The following is a 15,693-nucleotide window of genomic DNA, read 5'->3' on the forward strand; positions in this document are numbered from 1 at the left end:
AATCGATAAAATGATCTGTTATGCTTGCATAACAGAGCAAGCCTTCGACTATCTGACGGCAGGCATGCTCGTTGAGCCACGCACGATCAGTTCGGGGTCGAACAGCATCTCCTCGCCGGAGACCGCATGCCCTTCGACCTGCGCCATCAGCGACGCGATAGCCGCCGTGCCCATCGCCTGGATGGGCTGGCGCACCGTCGTCAGAGGCGGGTCGGTCACGTTCATGTACATCGAGTCGTCGAAGCCGACCACCGACAGATCGCGCGGCACCTCCAGGCCCTGGCGGCGCGCGGCCCGGATCGCGCCGAGGGCCAGCGCGTCGCTGGCGCAGACCAGCGCGCTGACCCCTTCCGCCAGCAACCGGGTGGCCGCCACGCTCCCGCCCTCCATCGAGAAGATCGTGTGAGCCACCCGCCGACGCCAGTCCGCCTCTCCCCTGCGCTGCCAATAGGCCGCGTACGCTGCGAGTTTGCGTGCGGAAGGGACATGACCCCGCGGCCCGACCACCAGTCCGACGCGCTCGTGCCCGAGCATGACCAGGTGGGCCAGGGACTGCTCCACGGCCAGCTCGTCGTCCACGCAGACCCGGGGCACCCCGAGGTTCTCGTCGGCCGCGTTGACCAGCACGATCGGCAACCGGGTTTCCCGCAACGTACGGCAGTGCTCGGGCCCCGCGTCCGCGAAGGACGCGCCGACGAAGACGATTCCCGCCACATTGTGCGCCAGCAACATCTCGATGTAGTTCGCCTCCGACACCCCGTCGGCCGTCCGCGTGCACAACACGGTCGACAGACCTTTCTTGACCAGCGCCGACGTCAGAACCTCGGCGAACGCCGGGAAGATCGGATTCTGCAGGTCGGGCAGCACCAGGCCGACCAGGGCGGCGCCCTCGTGACGCAGACCCGACGGCCGCTCCCAGCCCAGCACGTCGAGTGCCGTCAGAACCGCCTCCCTGGTCGCCTTGGCGGTGCCCGGCCTGCCGTTCAACACCCGGCTGACGGTCGCAGTGCTGACCCCTGCGAACTTGGCCACGTCGATGATTCGCTTCGTCACCTTGTCAGCGTACAAGATGGAATGAAAATTCATCCATAGCTACGCAAAAAACTGACAACCAGGGCTTCTGGGAGCGCTCGGTGCTGGATGCAGTGATCGAGCAGAGGCCAGCCTCCTGAAGGGGGCAGGGAAAACCCTCGGTTCCGCACCGAGCGGGCACCGATGTGTCCGGCGTGGATACAGCGCATTCTCATAGCGCACGCAAATCCCGCCAATCGACACTGGAGGAGACATGGAACGCCCGGTGCACCACCACATGAACCGCGCGAGGTGACCGTCATGGAGATCGCCATCGTGATCACCCTGGCCGCGGGCGTCGTCAAGGGACTGGCCTGGCTCCAGCAGCGTCTTCGCAGGCGCAGAACGGAAGGCGGCGTCCCGCTCGGGCAGGCCAGTATCGACTCCGCCGTCCCGACCTTCCGGATCGTGTCCCTCGGACTGCAGGGCGCGGGCAAGACGCTGCTGCTGGCCAGCATGTTCCACGAACTTCAGGCGCCGACGCGGCAGAGCTACTACCTGTCCGCCGCGCCGGCCGACGTGGCCAAGCTCACCGAGTGGTTCGCCACCATGGCCGACACCACCGACCCCGGGGGCTGGCCGGCCGGGACCACGCTGAGCGAGACCCGGCGTTTCGCCTTCACCGTCAAGACCAGGACCGCGGACTCCGTGCACGACGTCCTGCGCCTGGACTACCTGGAGTACGCCGGCGAACTGCTCACCCGCACCGACCCGGCCGGAGCCGAACGGCAGGCGGAACTGTTCGCCCAGGTCCAGTCGGCCGACGCCGTGCTCGGCATCCTGGACGGCCAGCGGATCCGCCAGCACCTGGACGGCGAGGCGCGCGGCTGGGCCGAACTGGACCGGACTCTCAACATCCTCATCCCGCACATGATGAACATCACCTGCCCGATCAGCTTCGTCCTCACCAAATGGGACCTGCTGGCCGACCTGCACGAGGACGAGGACACCCGGCTGGCCCGCGTCCGTGACCTGCTGATGGCCAACGGTCAGTTCCGGGCCCTGGTGAACACGCACGGCACGCAGCGCGTGGTCCGGCTCATCCCGGTGAGCGCGGTCGGCCGGGGATTCGCCACCATCGACCAGCACGGTCACGTGGTCAAGGTCCCGAGCGCCCAGGCGCAGCCGACCTACGCCGACGTGCCCCTGTCCGCCGTGGTTCCCGACGTCTTCGACCAGGCCGAGATGCGCCTGCACGAGGAGTTCACCGCCGACCTGGACGAGGAGATCCGCCAGTGGACCCGGCGGACGCCGCTGGAGCGGCTCTCCTCGGCGGCCACGCTGGCCGGGCAGTCGGCCGGGCGGGCGCTCCTGCAGTACATCGGCACGCCCGCTGTCACCGTGATGGGCGACGTGATGATGGGCATGTTCCTGGACTCCCGCCGCCGCCGCGCCGAGACCGAGGAGGTCCAGGTCGACCGGCAGGTGAACCAGGTCGAACAGCGGGTCCAGGAGTTCCTGCACGCCCGCCGACGAGTGCTCCGCGACATGCGCGGCAAGCCTGACCAGCTCGAAGGCCGGCTTCCCAGTTCCCGTCTCACGGCTGGACTGTGATCATGGCCACCGTGACCGCGCAGGCGTGGCCCTTCCTCGTCGCTCGGGGGCGGCGCGCCGGTTACCGCACGCTGCTGATGCCCCAGCCGTTCCTCGCCGAAGGCGATGCCGCCCTGCTGGAGAACAACGTCCAGCCCAGCGGCGTACCTGACCGGCCGGAGGTCCTCAACCTCACCACCCGCATGGGGAGGGCGATCAGCGTGGTCCACGCGACCCATCGCCTGACCGCGGCCGACCTGGGCCAGGCCGATGATCCCAAGGACGAACACGGCCGCCCCCTGCAGTTGCTGTACGGCTACGTCCGCCCGCGCGGTGCCCGCGTCGAGCCTGACCCGGCGGATCTGCGTACGGCCCGGGCCACCGCCCTTGAGGTGTACCGCCGGTTCCTCGACGACGAGGCGAACTTCACCACCGGCGCGGGTCAGCCCTTCCCCCTGCGAACCAGCCTCCGGACGCCTGGAGAAAGCAGGCCCGCGCCCGGCGCCGCCCCACGCTGGCGGCCGTCCCTCCCCGTCGTCCTCGCCGCGACGCTGGCACTCCTGTGCATCGTGTTCTTGCTGCTCACGCTGACGATCCTGGGTGACACGCCGGCACCGCCCAAGCCCGGATATGTGATCGGGGCCGACACCACCCACTGCCCGACGCCGACCCCGCGCGGGAGCCCGTTCACAGCGGGGTGATCACATGCGCCGCGAGGGAGACGCCGGCGAACCGCTCCGTCGCCTCGGAACTCGTTTGAAGGTCACGGTCTGGGCGGGCTACGCGACCCATGACACCGTCCGACCGGTGAGACCAGGGCGATAGCACGTGCGCGTGGACGGGGATGCCGCTGACGCTGACCTACCACATGGTCCATTGCTGATTGGGATTTCCCAGGCAGTCCCAGAGTTGCACCCGGGTGCCGTCGGACCTGTCGGCCATGGGGAGGTCGAGGCAGCGGCCGCTCAGGTTGTGGACGAATGTGCCGTCGCCGGGTACGTGCCAGACCTGGCTTTGCGATGCGGGGTCGCAGGTGCGCTGGCGTAGCCGGGATCCGTTGCCGAGGCCTTCGACGTCCAGGCACAGGCCATCGGCGCGGAACGCCCGGCCATCGTAGTGCCAGTACTGGTTGTTGCCGCCGTTGCAGGTCCACACCTGCACGATCGCGCCGTCGGGGATGGGACTGCCGCCGGAGTTGTCGGCATCCAGGCAGGTGGCGGTCTGCCCGAAGCGTATGGTGGTGGGCCGCTTGGTCGGGGTGAGGATGATGCTCTGAGTGGAGGTCAGCTCCAGGGCGAGCTCACCGGTAGGGCGCAGACGGACCCGCTTCTCGTTGTAGGCGCCGTATCCCCACGTGTTGGAGGCCCAGACCTTGGTGCCGTCGCCTCTCAGCAGGACGAGGTTGCCGTCCGCGCCCATGGCGAGACTCTTGGCACCGGACCCGGCCGTGTGGGTGGACCAGCGGACGTTGTATCCGGGGGCGTAGAGCACCAGGTCGCCGTCGGCGCGCAGGAGCAGGTGGTAGACGCCGCCGTAGTGGAGGTCACTGGAGGTGAGGTAGTTGTAGCCGCGGGGCGGGGCGAGCAGGGCGTCGCCCGCGTACAGCGAGTCGACCGGGGTGGACGGCCGCACCGCCGGAATGCGGGCCGGGGCCAGCTCTCTGACGAGCGCGCCGGTAGTGCTGTTGGCGATGGTCAGCCTGCCGGACCTCTCGATGGTCAGCTGCGCGCCGGCGACGTGCGTGTCCGACTGCCAGGCGGTGCTGCCGTCGGGCCGGTACACCACCAGGTTGCCGTCCATCCGCATCACGACGCGGTTGCCCGGCTGGCCGGAGGTGCCGGTCGACCACCACGCGTACGGCCCGGGGCAGTCATCGGGCTGAAGGAACCCGCACGGCGCCGGACCGTACAGGACGAGGTCGCCGTTGAGCTGCATGATCAACCCATAGCGGCCGTCGTCGGAGGTCAGGTACTGGCCGGGATTGATGAACTGGTCATGGTTCATGCAGCATCGGCCGACGTGGGCGGCGTACAGGAAGGGATCCGGTCCGGGCACGGCGGCGGCCGCACCGGCCGGTACGGCCATGGCGACGGTCGCCACAAGCGCCAGCAGAATCCGCAGGAGGTGTCGCATCGGTGTCGTCGCTCTTTCGTGAGAGTCGAAGTGAGTCGACGATCTGTCGCGAGTATCCACGGATCCGGTTCATTCCTCCTGCGGCTACGTGCCGTACATCTTGGCGAGATCCCTGACGGTTTCGGCCATCAGGTCACGCAGGTCGGGCGGGTCCAAGATCTTCATCGGTCTGGTCGCCCCACCCAGCACGAGCGTGACCGCCAGGTCGGTGATGATCTTCCCGGGGTCATGCACCGCCTGGGGCTTCGGCGGTCAGGAGCTGGACCAGTGTCGCGTCGGGCACGGATCCGGCGTCGAGGAGGTCCACGCCCGCGGGCACCCGCGGCTGGTTGAAGTGGACGTAGTCGACGGTGAGCCGCAGATCGGGTTGTCCCTTCACACGTTTCTTGTTCGCGGCCATGGGGTCGGCCTGGAGCGGGCCGAAGCTGTCCCAATCGGTGTAGGCGGCGATGCCCCACTGGAGGGTGTCCGGCAGGTCCTCGCGCCGCCAGCGGGCGCCCACCCACCAGGCGCCGCCGTCCGGGCGGTAGAGAGAGATGACCGCGCCGCCGACCCGGGCCAGGACGAGGTCCACCCATTCGGTGGTCATCGGCCGCAGGCTCAGGGTGGACTTGCCGTTCTCGGTGGTCTTGATCTCGACCTCGCGCGGGCGGTTTCCGGTGCCCGTGGTGATGAACAGCCAGTTGGCGGTGTTCGGGCCGGATCCGGGGGCGAGCGGGACGCGGACCATCGGGCCGCGGAAGTCGGCCGCGGCCCGGCTGGCCGACCCGGTGGAGCTGGTGGCGGCGCAGCGCCGCGAGTTACTGCGGCGCTTGCGTGAGGCGCAGCAGGCGGCGCTGGCCGAGCCGGCGGGGTCGGGCGCCGGCCTGCTGCTGGAAGGGGTCGCGCTGCGGCTGCAAGCGGACCTGCGCTGGCTGGATGCCTGCGAGCGGGCCTGGTCCAAGGCCGATGACGAAATCGAGGGTGGATGAACGTGTCAAGTGCCGTGGTCCGGGCCTGCGGCCTGGTGAAGACGCATGGTCAGGGGCAGAGCCGGGTCCACGCGGTGGACGAGGTCGACCTGGAGGTGCCTCAGGGGCAGATGCTGGCGGTGATGGGGCCCAGCGGCTGCGGGAAATCCACGCTGCTGCACCTGCTGGGTGGCCTGGAGCGGCCCACCGATGGAGAGGTGTGGGTGGCCGGGCGGCGCATCGACACGCTGAGCGAGCGAGCTCTGGCGCGCATGCGGCGCCGGTCGGTGGGGTTCGTCTTCCAGGCCTTCCATCTGGTGGAGGAGTTGTCGGCGGCCGAGAACGTGGAGCTGCCCGCGCTGCTGGCCGGGCGCTCGCGGCGCCAGGCCAGGCGGCGCGCGAGCCTGCTGCTGGACCGGGTCGGGCTCGCCGCGCGCGCCCGGCACCTGCCGTCGCAACTGTCCGGCGGGCAGCGCCAGCGGGTCGCCGTCGCCCGCGCGCTGGTCAACGACCCGCTGGTCGTCCTGGCCGACGAGCCGACCGGCAACCTCGACACCGCGGCGACCCTCGAGGTGCTGAGGATCTTCGAGGAGCTGCGTTCCGCGGGGCAGACCCTCGTGATCGTCACTCATGACGAGCGGGTGGCGGCCACGGCGGATCGGGTGGTCTCGATGCGCGACGGGATGTTCGTCGACGACACCCGGCTGGCCGGCTCCCAGCCGCGCGGGCTCGGCGGGCTGATCGGACTGGAGGGCTGAATGGGCTCCATCGTGCTCGTCGTGCGCCTGGTGCTGGCTGACGTGCGCCGGCACAAGGTCCAGGTCGCGATCCTCCTGCTCGCGGTGACCGTGGCCACCGCCACGATGGCCCTGGGCCTGTCCCTGCGCGACGTGAGCGACACGCTGTACGAGCAGACCCGCGCGGCCACCGCCGGGCCGGACGTGGTGGCGCTCTCCGGCGACAGGGGCCCCGCCGTGACCTCGGCCCTGGCCTCGCTGGCGAAAGATCCCGAAGTCGTCGCCCACCATGGCCCCTATCGCATCGTCTACGCCGACCTCACCACGCGCGATTCCACGTCGTCCCCCGTGGTGGTGCACGGTTTCGCCGAGACGCCCGGCGCGGTCAACCGGCCGCTGGTGACCTCGGGTCAGTGGGTACGCCCCGGCGGCACGGTCCTCGAACGCGGCTTCGCCACCGCGCTGGGCGTCGGCGTCGGCGACCACGTCACCATCGCCGGCCGGTCGTACCCCGTCGTCGGGATCGCCGTCACCGCGGCCACCTCCATCTACCCCTGGGCGGCGCAGATCGGCCCGGGCGGCGGCCCCAGCGACTACAGCGGCCTGGCCTGGATGACCCGATCAGATGCCCGGACGCTGGCGTCGTCCCAGGACCTCCCGGTGACCTTGGCCCTGGACCTCAAGCTGCGCGACCCCGCCGCCACCGAGGCCTTCCGCGACGCCCACCACGTCTCCATCATCAGGATCAACTTCCACTCCTGGCAGTTCAAAGCCATCCAGGACATGGTCATCCTCCGGGACAGCCAGCCGATCCTGGTCGTCGGGAGCTGGCTGCTCAGCTTCCTGGCCATCACCGGAGTGACCGCGCTGGCCGTGGGACGCGCCGCCGAGCAGACGCGCCGGGCCGGGCTGCTCAAGGCCGTCGGCGCCGCCCCGGGTCTGATCGCCGCCGTCCTGCTCACCGAGTACCTGGCGCTGGCGCTGGCCGGCGACGCGCTGGGGCTGGTGATCGCCCGCCTGACCATGCCCGCCATCGCCAGCCCCACCGCCAGCCGGATCGGCGACGCCGCCGGGCTGACCGTCGCCACCGTTGCCACGGCGACCGTACTCGCCGTGGCGGTGGCGGTGCTGTCCACGCTGCGCCCGACGCTGCGGGCCATGCGTACGGCGACCGTCACGGCGCTGTCCGCCACCGCGTACCAGCCCCGGCACCGCCCCTGGCTCACCGCGCTGTCCGCGCTGCTGCCCACGCCGCTCCTGCTCGGGCTGCGGCTGACCGCCCGCCGGCCGGGCCGCGCCGTGCTGCAGGCGTGCTCCACCGCCACCATAGTGATCGCGATCGTCGCCCTGCTGATCCGCTATGCCCAGCGGGAGCGGGGCTACGGCCTTGATGGCTCCTCCGCCCTGCCCAACCTGCGGGGCGAGCACGACCGCCAGCTGATGCTCGCCGTCGCCATCCTGCTGATCGCGCTCGCCGTCGTGAACACCATCACGCTCACCTGGACCACTGCCATCGAGGCCCGGCCGAGCATGGCCATCGCACGTACGCTCGGCGCCACCCCGGGACAGATCTCCGCGGGGCTGTCCACCGCCCAGCTCCTGTCCAGCCTGCCCGGCGCCATCCTCGGCGTTCCCCTGGGCCTCGGCCTGTTCTCGATATTCGCTCTCGGGAAGTGGACCGTACCCCCCTCCTCCTGGCTGCTCGGCGCCGCGCTCGCGACTCTCCTGGCGACGGCTGCGCTCACCGCGCTGCCCGCACGCCTGGCGGCGCGCCAGCCCGTGGCGCAGGCCCTCAGCGCCGAAACAGCGTGATCGACGGCGGTGGTGGCGCGTCCACGCTGTCCGTGCCATGCTCACTGTTATAGAACTCTTGGATAGAGTTATAGAACGATAGGAGCATGGCATGCGAGACGTGTTGCCGTGGCGTGAGCCGGTCCCGCTGGACGGGACGATGGGCGAGCCCCGAGCGCGGGGCCGATTCGGCGAGTACGGCGGACGGTACGCGCCGGAGTCCCTGGTGGAGGCGTGCCGCGAAGTGGACGCGGAGTTCAGGGAGGCCTGGGCGGATCCGGGGTTCCGCGGCGCCCTGGCGCGGCTGCTCGCCGTGCACGCCGGGCGGCCGACCCCGCTCACCCCGGCCGGTCGGCTGTCGGAGGCGCTGGGCGTGCGGCTGTACCTCAAGCGCGAGGATCTCACCCACACCGGCTCCCACAAGATCAACAACGTGCTGGGCCAGGCCTTGCTGGCCACCCGGATGGGACGGCGCAGGCTGATCGCCGAGACGGGAGCGGGCCAGCACGGGGTGGCCACCGCGACCGCCGCCGCGCTGCTCGGGCTGGAGGCCACGGTGTTCATGGGCGAGCGCGACATCGAGCGGCAGGCGCTGAACGTCTTCCGGATGCGCATGCTGGGCGCCGAGGTGGTCCCGGTGACCACGGGCAGCCGTACCCTCAAGGACGCGACCAGCGAGGCCATGCGGCACTGGGTGGGCGCGACCGGCGACTCCCACTACTGCATCGGCTCGGTCGTCGGGCCGGATCCGTACCCATGGATGGTCAGGGAGTTCCAGCGGATCATCGGCGACGAGGCGCGCGGGCAGTGCGCCGCCGAGCTGCGGACCGGCGTCCCGGACTACGTGGTCGCGTGCGTCGGCGGCGGCTCCAACGCGGCCGGCACGTTCGCCGGATTCGCCGACACCGCGGCGCGCCTGGTCGGGGTCGAGGCGGAGGGCGGCGCCGGGGCGGCCCGCGGCCGGCTTGGCGTCCTGCACGGCTGCCGCTCGCTGTTCCTGCAGGACGGCGACGGGCAGATCACCCAGGCGCACTCCATCGCCGCCGGGCTCGACTACCCGGGAGTCGGCCCGGAGCACGCCCACCTGCGCGACCTGGGCCGGGCCCGCTACGTCACGGTGACCGACGACGAGGCGGTCGGCGCGGCGGTACGGCTGGCGCGTACCGAAGGCATCGTCCCGGCGCTCGAATCGGCGCACGCCCTCGCCTGGGTGATCCGCGCGGCGGGCGGCGGGGACCTGCCCGCGGGATCGACGGTGCTGATGACGTTGTCCGGCCGGGGCGACAAGGACGTCTCAACCCTGAAGGAGCTGCTGTGACGAGCCCTGCCCTGGCCGCGGGCGCGGTCGAACGCCACCTGCGTGCCCGCCGGGACACCGGCCGCGGCCTGCTCATGCCGTACGTCACCGGGGGGATCACGCCCGGCTGGACGGACTACCTGCGGGCGTTCGCCGCCGCCGGGGCGGACGCGATCGAGGTCGGCCTGCCCTTCTCCGACCCCACGCTGGACGGCGTCACCATCCAGCAGGCCAGCCGGACCTGGGCGTGCCGCTGGTCATCAGCACTTACTACAACCTGGTGCTGCACGACGGCCCCGAGGCGTTCTGCGCCGCGCTGCGCCGGGCCGGCGTCGGCGGCCTGATCGTGCCCGACCTGCCGGTGCACGAGGCGGACGAGCTGACGGACGTGGCCGTCGCCGCCGGGATCGAGCTGGTCCTGCTGGCGTCGCCGGCGACGCCGCAGCCGCGGCTGGCGGAGATCTCGGGCCGCAGCCGCGGATTCGTCTACGCGGTGTCGCTGATGGGCACCACCGGTGAGCGGGCCGCCCTCGCCGCTTCGGCGGCGGAGCTCACCGAGCGGATCAGGCGCGTCACCGACCGGCCGGTCTTGCTAGGATTTGGCATTTCCACCCCGGACCAGGCACGCGAAGCCCGCCGGCACGCCGACGGCGTGGTGGTCGGCGCCGCGGTCATGCGGCGGGTGCTCGACGGGGCTGGGCCGGACGACCTGCGGGCCTTCCTCGCGACCCTGCGGCAGGCCCTCGACCAGGAGTTGTGACCGACCACGATGACCCCCGACTCTGGGCACGAGGCGAGATACCGCGCCATCGCCGCCGACCTCGCCGCGAAGATCCGGTCGGGACACTACGCCCCCGGTGCGGCCCTGCCGCCGCAACGGGAGCTGAGCGCCTCCTACGGGGTGACTCTTATGACGCTGCGCCAGGCGTTGCGGGAGCTCAGCGACGAGAGGCTGATCGTGCAGCAGCCCGGCAGCGGCACGTTCGTCGCCCCGCCCCACCTGGCGTACCAGCTCGACTCGCTCCGCAGCCTGGTCGACGACCTGCGTAAACAGGGCCACGACGTGCGCACCGCGGTGGCCGGGCGGGCGGTGCGCCGCGCCCCCGCCCGGATCGCCGCGGAGCTACGGCTGCGTCCCGGCGACACCGCCCTGCGGCTGGAGCGGGTCCGCGAGTTCGCGGGACGTCCCGCCGTACACCAGGTGTCCTGGGTCCGCCGGCCGGTGGCCGACCAGATCCGCGACCGCGACTTCACCGCCGTCTCCCTCTACACGGCCCTCGCCGACGCGGGAGTGGCGGTCGCCCGGGCGTCCGAGGTGGTCCGGCCCGGTCTGCTCGACCCCGCCGCCGCCCGCCACCTCCACGAGCCGCAGGGCAGCCCGGTGCTCGTCAGCACCCGGATCACCTACACGCTCGACGCCACGCCCGTGGTGTCCGACCATGCCACCATCCTCGGCAGCATGATGGAGATCCGCACCGAACGCGCCGCCACCGGCCTCTCCCTCACCTGGGTCGCCACCTGACCGCGATTGCGCGCCCACCCAGGCTGCGGCCGGGAGACCGGGTGGCCGTGGTCGCACCCAGCGGACCGGTCTCGCCGGAACGGCTGGCGTACGGTTGCGCCCGCCTCCGCGCCGCCGGCCTGGACGTGGTCACCGGCGAGCACGTCCTCGCGCGGCATGGCCTATTCGCCGGCACCGACCAGGAGCGGGCCGCCGACCTTACCGCCGCTTGGTGCGACGAGCGGGTCCGCGCGGTGCTGTGCGCTCGTGGCGGGTACGGCGCGTTGCGAGTGCTGGATCACCTCGATCCGGAGCGGTTCGCCGCCGCCGCACCGAAGCCGCTGGTCGGCTCGAGCGACGTGACGGTGCTGCACCGCTGGCTGGCCGAGCACACCGGTACCGTCGGCCTCTACGGGCCGATGGTGGCCGGTACGGCACTGGGCACCGATCGCCTCGGCGACCGATGGGCCCAGGAGCTGATCCGGACGCTGATGTCCCCGGAAGAGACGCAGCGCCTGCACTGCCCGGCCGCGACCGAACTGGTGCCCGGACGGGCCGGCGGCCCGGTCGTCGGCGGCAACCTCAACCTGCTGGCAGCCCTGCTGGGCAGTCCCGAGGCCGGGTCGGCGGCGGGCTGCGTCGTGGTGCTGGAGGACGTCAACAAGGAACCGCACCGGCTTGACCGGCTGTTCACCCAGATGCTGCGGTCCGGCTGGTTCGACGGCGCCGTCGCGGTGGTGGCGGGGCGGTGGCAGAACTGCGGCCCGGATCCGGACGCGATCGTGCGCGAGCGTCTCGGCCCGCTGGGCATTCCGATCCTGGCCGGTTTCGACGTCGGGCACGGCCCCCGCCAGCTCACCGTCCCCCTCGGCGTCCCGGCCGTGCTGGACACGGGCAGCCGATCACTGCACTACACCGTGCCGGCCCTGAGGTGAAGGGCGACGCTCGACATTGCGCCTCCGATTTCCGGATCTTAAATATCCGAGACTAGGCCGGGCGTTTTGATAACGTGCGAAACGCAACATTTCACCGTAACGGGGCACGGCGTCGGGAGGTTGCATGGACATCGGGCTGGTGGGACTCGGGCGGATGGGGGCCGGGATCGCGCGGCACTGGCTGCGGGACGGTTACCGGGTGGTGGGCCATGACCTGGACAAGGCGGTGATGGCCGAGCTGGCGGATGACGGTCTGGAACCGGTCGAGGACCTCGCGGCCCTGATCTCCGCCCTGCCGGCACCGAGGACGGTGTGGACGATGCTGCCGGCCGGTCCGCCGACGCGGGCGGTCACCGCCTACCTCGAGGAGGCTCTCGAACCGGGAGATCTCCTGATGGATGGCGGGAACACCAACTTTCACGAGTCGGTTGAGCGGGCCGCCCGGTGCCGGGAGAAGGGCCTGCGGTTCCTCGACGTCGGCACGTCGTCGGGGCTGCTCGGCCGGGCGGAGGGGTACTGCCTGATGGTCGGCGGTGACCCCGAACTGGCGGCGGAGACGATGCCGGTCCTGCGGAGCATCGCCGCCGAGGGCGGCTGCCGGTACGTCGGCCCCTCCGGTGCCGGGCACTACGTGAAGATGATCCACAACGGCATCGAATACGGGCTGCTGGAAGCGTATGCCGAAGGCTTCGAGGTGCTCAACGCCAGCGAGTACGACCTCGACCTGCCCGCGATCGCCGAACTGTGGCGGCACAACAGCCTGGTCCAGTCCCGGCTGCTCGACTTACTCGCCAACAAGCTCGACGCCGACCCGGAACTGTCCAAGTTCTCCGACTACGTCGAGGATCTGGGGACGGGTCGCTGGGCGGTGCTGGAAGCGATCGACCGGAACGTCCCGGCCCCCGCGATGACCGCCGCCCTGCTGACGCGTCTTCGCTCCCGGCAGGAGACCTCCTTCGGCGGACAGGTCCTGTCGGCGCTGCGGGAGGAATTCGGCGGTCACGTCGTCAACCGGCCAAACGGACCGGTGGCCTGACGCCAACGCGGGCCATGGGGCTCACGCGGTTCCGGATCGGCACCGGGCTGTCGGGCCTGCCCGACCTGGAGCCTGCCGCGTTCGACCCCAGTGCGGGGGCCGCCGGCATCCGGGCCCGGCTGCTCAGCGTCGAGACGGACGGACGTTGGCAGCGCCGCTATGTGGCAGCGGAATCGGCCGGAAGCGGGTTTACGCGCCTGGCCGCGCTGCTGCCGGTGTACTGGCCGACCGGTCGTTCGTGGCCGGATCCCGCGTACGCCCCGGCCACCTGGCCGATCCCCGAGCTGTCCCCTGCCGAGGTCACACCCGACCGCTGCCTGCTCGTCGGAGGCGTGTACGACCGCCGGACAGCCCTGCACCTTCCCGACAACGGCGCCCTGGCCCGGGACGGCCTGCGCGAGGTGGCCCGGATCGCCGTGGCATCGGGTCGCTGCCTGGTCTTCCCGTTCGTCTACGCCCGGGCCCGCCGGATCCTCGACGCCGCCACCGGCGGCCGCATCCGGTGGGGCGTCCTCGAGCACGAGGCCTGCTTCCACGATGTGCTCAGGACCGAGGGCACGCAGGCCCGGGTCCGCGGCGTGCTGCGCCGCGACCGGCGGATCATCGAGCGGGCGGCGACCACCGCGTCCGTCGTGCCGTGGCAGGACGCCGCCCCGCGGACCGCCGGGCTGATCGCCGAGCACAACCGCCGGATGGGTCAGCTCGACGACCCCGAGTTCGTGCGCATGCGGTACACGCAGTGGGCGGACTGCGCGGGGGTGCGGGTGATCGTGTTCGACGCGCGTGCCGGATCCCAGCACGGCGTGCTCACGGCGCTGGTGTGGCAGGACAGCCTCGAGCTGCACGAGATCGGCCTGCCGCCGTCCGACGACCCGGCGCGGCTGGCGCTCTACCTCGACCTGATCTTCCACCGGCCTCACGCGTACGCCCGCGAGAACCGGCTGAACACCATTCGCGCGGGGACGGCCGCACGAACGCCCAAGGCATCGAGAGGGGCCGCGTTCGAGCCGCTGCACGGGGGCGTACTCGACGCCGAGAACACCGAGTGGCTCGCGCGCGGGCCCGATCTGAGGAGCACCGAATGACCCAGTCCGAGGTGGCCACCCTGATGGCCGAGATTCTGGAGACCGACGAGATCGCGGCCGATGAGAGCTTCTTCGAGGTCGGTGGCAGCTCGTTCCTGGTGCTGACACTGATCGCCCGGATCCAGGAGCGCACGGGGGTGACGCTGCGCATGATCGACATCATCCGCCGTCCCACGCCGGTCGGGGTGCACGAACTGGTGGACGGTGTCTCGTGAACTTCCCCGGCGTCTGGACCGCATTCCAGGCCCATGCCGAACGGCACCCGGACCACCCGGCGATCCGCTCCGACGCCGTAGTCGTCACCTACGGCGAACTCTCGGCTCGCGCGGCCGATCTCGGATCCCGGCTGGAGGACGCCCTCTCCCCCGGCAGTCTGGTCGCCCTCGATGCGGGAGACCCGGCTCTGGGTGCCCTGGCCTTCCTCGCCACCGCGCGCTCGCGGTGCGCGCTGCTGCCGCTCAACCAGGACAGTCCGGCGCGGCACCGGACGGCCGTGCTGGCGGACGCCCGGCCCGCGGCGACACTTCGCCCGGGCGGTCCCGGGCTGCTCGAGGTCGTGCTTGAACCGGCTGCGGACGGTGCCCGGCGAACCAGGTTCGACGAGGTCGCGTACCTGCTCTACACCTCCGGCTCGACCGGGAGCCCGAAAGGCGTACTGGTCTCGCACCAGGCGCTGGCCGACCGGCTCACCGGTCTGGCCGCCGTGCCGGGTCTGCGGGCGGGCCAGAGCATGCTGGCGATGACCGCGCTGTCGTTCGACATCTCGATCGCGGAGATGCTGCTGCCGTTGACCGTCGGTGGCACCGTCGTCGCGGCCCCGGAGGGGACCCGCCTCGACCCGGAGATCTTCGCGGCGGTGGTGCGCCGCCATGCCCCCGACGTCCTGCAGGCGACCCCGAGTTTCTGGCGGCTGGCGGTGGCCGCCGGCTGGGCCGGCGCACCGGGCAGCGACCTTTGGTGTGGCGGCGAGGAGCTGACCGCCGCCCTGGCCGCGCAGCTGCGCTCACGGGGTCGCCGGCTCTGGAATGTGTACGGGCCGACCGAAGCGACCATCTGGGCCTCGGCCCAGCTGGTGTCCGCCGCCGATGACGTGACCCTCGGCACCGCGTTGCCGGGCAGCGGAATGTGCCTGTCCGGTCCGGAGGGCGAGATCCTGCTGTACGGCGACGGTCTCGCCCTGGGCTACCTGAATCAGCCCGAACTGACGGCAGAACGTTTCCGGCCCCGGCAGACCGATACCGGCACCCGGCTCTGCTACCACACCGGAGATCGCGGGCGGTACCGCGCGGACGGCCGTATCGAGTTCCTGGGGCGCGACGACGGGCAGGTCAAGCTGCGCGGGCACCGGATCGAGCTGGGCGAGATCGAACGGACGCTAGAAGCGCACGAGAGCGTGTCCGAGGCGGTGGTCGTCGTCAGCGCCCGGGACGACCCGGGCCGAACGCACCTCACCGCGTTCGTCGTCGTCCGTCCTCGCCCGGACGCCGGGCTGGACGTCAGAAGCCTGCGGCTCTGGCTGGCCGAACGGTTACCCGCGGTCATGCGTCCCGCGCGCATCGAACTGATGGCCGCGTTGCCCAGGACAACCGCGGGCAAGATCGACCGCCGGGCCTTGGTCCGGTGA

Annotated in this window: 16 protein-coding genes and 1 pseudogene; 13 read left to right on the forward strand and 4 right to left on the reverse strand. The window is 71.4% G+C overall.

All coding sequences use genetic code 11. The annotated features are described in order from the left end of the window. Positions 1-48 precede the first annotated feature (48 nt). On the reverse strand, positions 49-1,053 hold the full coding sequence (locus tag ABGB08_RS42470) for a LacI family DNA-binding transcriptional regulator (protein ID WP_347602610.1): 1,005 nt from the start codon (positions 1,051-1,053) through the stop codon (positions 49-51). A gap of 279 nt (positions 1,054-1,332) precedes the next feature. Between ABGB08_RS42470 and ABGB08_RS42475 the strand changes: the two genes are divergently transcribed. Together ABGB08_RS42475 and ABGB08_RS42480 are read left to right on the forward strand one after the other, a co-directional pair. Then, complete coding sequence (locus tag ABGB08_RS42475; protein WP_347602612.1) at positions 1,333-2,625, forward strand: hypothetical protein; 1,293 nt, start codon at positions 1,333-1,335, stop codon at positions 2,623-2,625. 2 nt (positions 2,626-2,627) lie between these two features. After that, positions 2,628-3,305, forward strand: a complete 678-nt coding sequence (locus tag ABGB08_RS42480) for a hypothetical protein (RefSeq protein ID WP_347602615.1) — start codon at positions 2,628-2,630, stop codon at positions 3,303-3,305. A 160-nt stretch (positions 3,306-3,465) separates the two neighbouring features. Here ABGB08_RS42480 and ABGB08_RS42485 read toward each other — a convergent pair whose 3' ends face one another. The 3 genes from ABGB08_RS42485 to ABGB08_RS42495 form a co-directional block, all read right to left on the reverse strand. Further along, the gene (locus ABGB08_RS42485) at positions 3,466-4,737 is read right to left on the reverse strand and encodes a ricin-type beta-trefoil lectin domain protein (protein ID WP_347602618.1); all 1,272 of its coding nucleotides are present in this window, start codon (positions 4,735-4,737) and stop codon (positions 3,466-3,468) included. Between the two features lie 84 nt (positions 4,738-4,821). Continuing rightward, the gene (locus tag ABGB08_RS42490) at positions 4,822-4,971 is read right to left on the reverse strand and encodes a hypothetical protein (RefSeq protein ID WP_347602621.1); all 150 of its coding nucleotides are present in this window, start codon (positions 4,969-4,971) and stop codon (positions 4,822-4,824) included. Next, positions 4,964-5,467 carry a hypothetical protein gene (locus ABGB08_RS42495; protein ID WP_347602624.1) on the reverse strand — a complete coding sequence of 168 codons (504 nt, stop codon included), beginning with the start codon at positions 5,465-5,467 and terminating at the stop codon, positions 4,964-4,966. Before ABGB08_RS42495 ends, ABGB08_RS42490 begins: the two co-directional genes overlap by 8 nt. Between ABGB08_RS42495 and ABGB08_RS42500 the strand changes: the two genes are divergently transcribed. From ABGB08_RS42500 to ABGB08_RS42550, 11 genes and pseudogenes are all read left to right on the forward strand, one after another. Continuing rightward, the gene (locus tag ABGB08_RS42500) at positions 5,427-5,708 is read left to right on the forward strand and encodes a hypothetical protein (protein WP_347602627.1); all 282 of its coding nucleotides are present in this window, start codon (positions 5,427-5,429) and stop codon (positions 5,706-5,708) included. The two genes, ABGB08_RS42495 and ABGB08_RS42500, sit on opposite strands and share 41 nt — an antisense overlap. Next, positions 5,705-6,445 carry an ABC transporter ATP-binding protein gene (locus ABGB08_RS42505; protein ID WP_347602630.1) on the forward strand — a complete coding sequence of 247 codons (741 nt, stop codon included), beginning with the start codon at positions 5,705-5,707 and terminating at the stop codon, positions 6,443-6,445. The genes ABGB08_RS42500 and ABGB08_RS42505 overlap by 4 nt, the downstream gene beginning before the upstream one ends. Beyond that, positions 6,446-8,236, forward strand: a complete 1,791-nt coding sequence (locus ABGB08_RS42510; protein WP_347602633.1) for an FtsX-like permease family protein — start codon at positions 6,446-6,448, stop codon at positions 8,234-8,236. A gap of 91 nt (positions 8,237-8,327) precedes the next feature. Further along, positions 8,328-9,533 (forward strand): tryptophan synthase subunit beta, encoded by a 1,206-nt coding sequence (gene trpB / locus ABGB08_RS42515; RefSeq protein ID WP_347602636.1) that lies wholly within the window; start codon positions 8,328-8,330, stop codon positions 9,531-9,533. 74 nt (positions 9,534-9,607) lie between these two features. Beyond that, positions 9,608-10,272, forward strand: a pseudogene (gene trpA / locus ABGB08_RS42520) (tryptophan synthase subunit alpha). Positions 10,273-10,281: 9 nt separating this feature from the next. Continuing rightward, positions 10,282-11,034, forward strand: a complete 753-nt coding sequence (locus tag ABGB08_RS42525; protein ID WP_347602639.1) for a GntR family transcriptional regulator — start codon at positions 10,282-10,284, stop codon at positions 11,032-11,034. A gap of 41 nt (positions 11,035-11,075) precedes the next feature. Then, entirely contained in the window at positions 11,076-11,948 is an 873-nt protein-coding gene (locus ABGB08_RS42530; RefSeq protein WP_347602642.1) for an LD-carboxypeptidase, read from the forward strand. 124 nt (positions 11,949-12,072) lie between these two features. Further along, entirely contained in the window at positions 12,073-12,984 is a 912-nt protein-coding gene (gene gnd / locus ABGB08_RS42535) for a phosphogluconate dehydrogenase (NAD(+)-dependent, decarboxylating) (protein ID WP_347602645.1), read from the forward strand. Positions 12,985-12,998: 14 nt separating this feature from the next. Beyond that, on the forward strand, positions 12,999-14,069 hold the full coding sequence (locus tag ABGB08_RS42540; RefSeq protein WP_347602648.1) for a hypothetical protein: 1,071 nt from the start codon (positions 12,999-13,001) through the stop codon (positions 14,067-14,069). Next, the gene (locus tag ABGB08_RS42545; protein WP_347602651.1) at positions 14,066-14,284 is read left to right on the forward strand and encodes a phosphopantetheine-binding protein; all 219 of its coding nucleotides are present in this window, start codon (positions 14,066-14,068) and stop codon (positions 14,282-14,284) included. The genes ABGB08_RS42540 and ABGB08_RS42545 overlap by 4 nt, the downstream gene beginning before the upstream one ends. Continuing rightward, positions 14,281-15,693, forward strand: a complete 1,413-nt coding sequence (locus ABGB08_RS42550; protein ID WP_347602654.1) for an amino acid adenylation domain-containing protein — start codon at positions 14,281-14,283, stop codon at positions 15,691-15,693. The genes ABGB08_RS42545 and ABGB08_RS42550 overlap by 4 nt, the downstream gene beginning before the upstream one ends.

Origin of the sequence: Acrocarpospora sp. B8E8 (assembly GCF_039871605.1) — a bacterium.
Taxonomy (GTDB): Bacteria; Actinomycetota; Actinomycetes; order Streptosporangiales; family Streptosporangiaceae; genus Acrocarpospora; species Acrocarpospora macrocephala.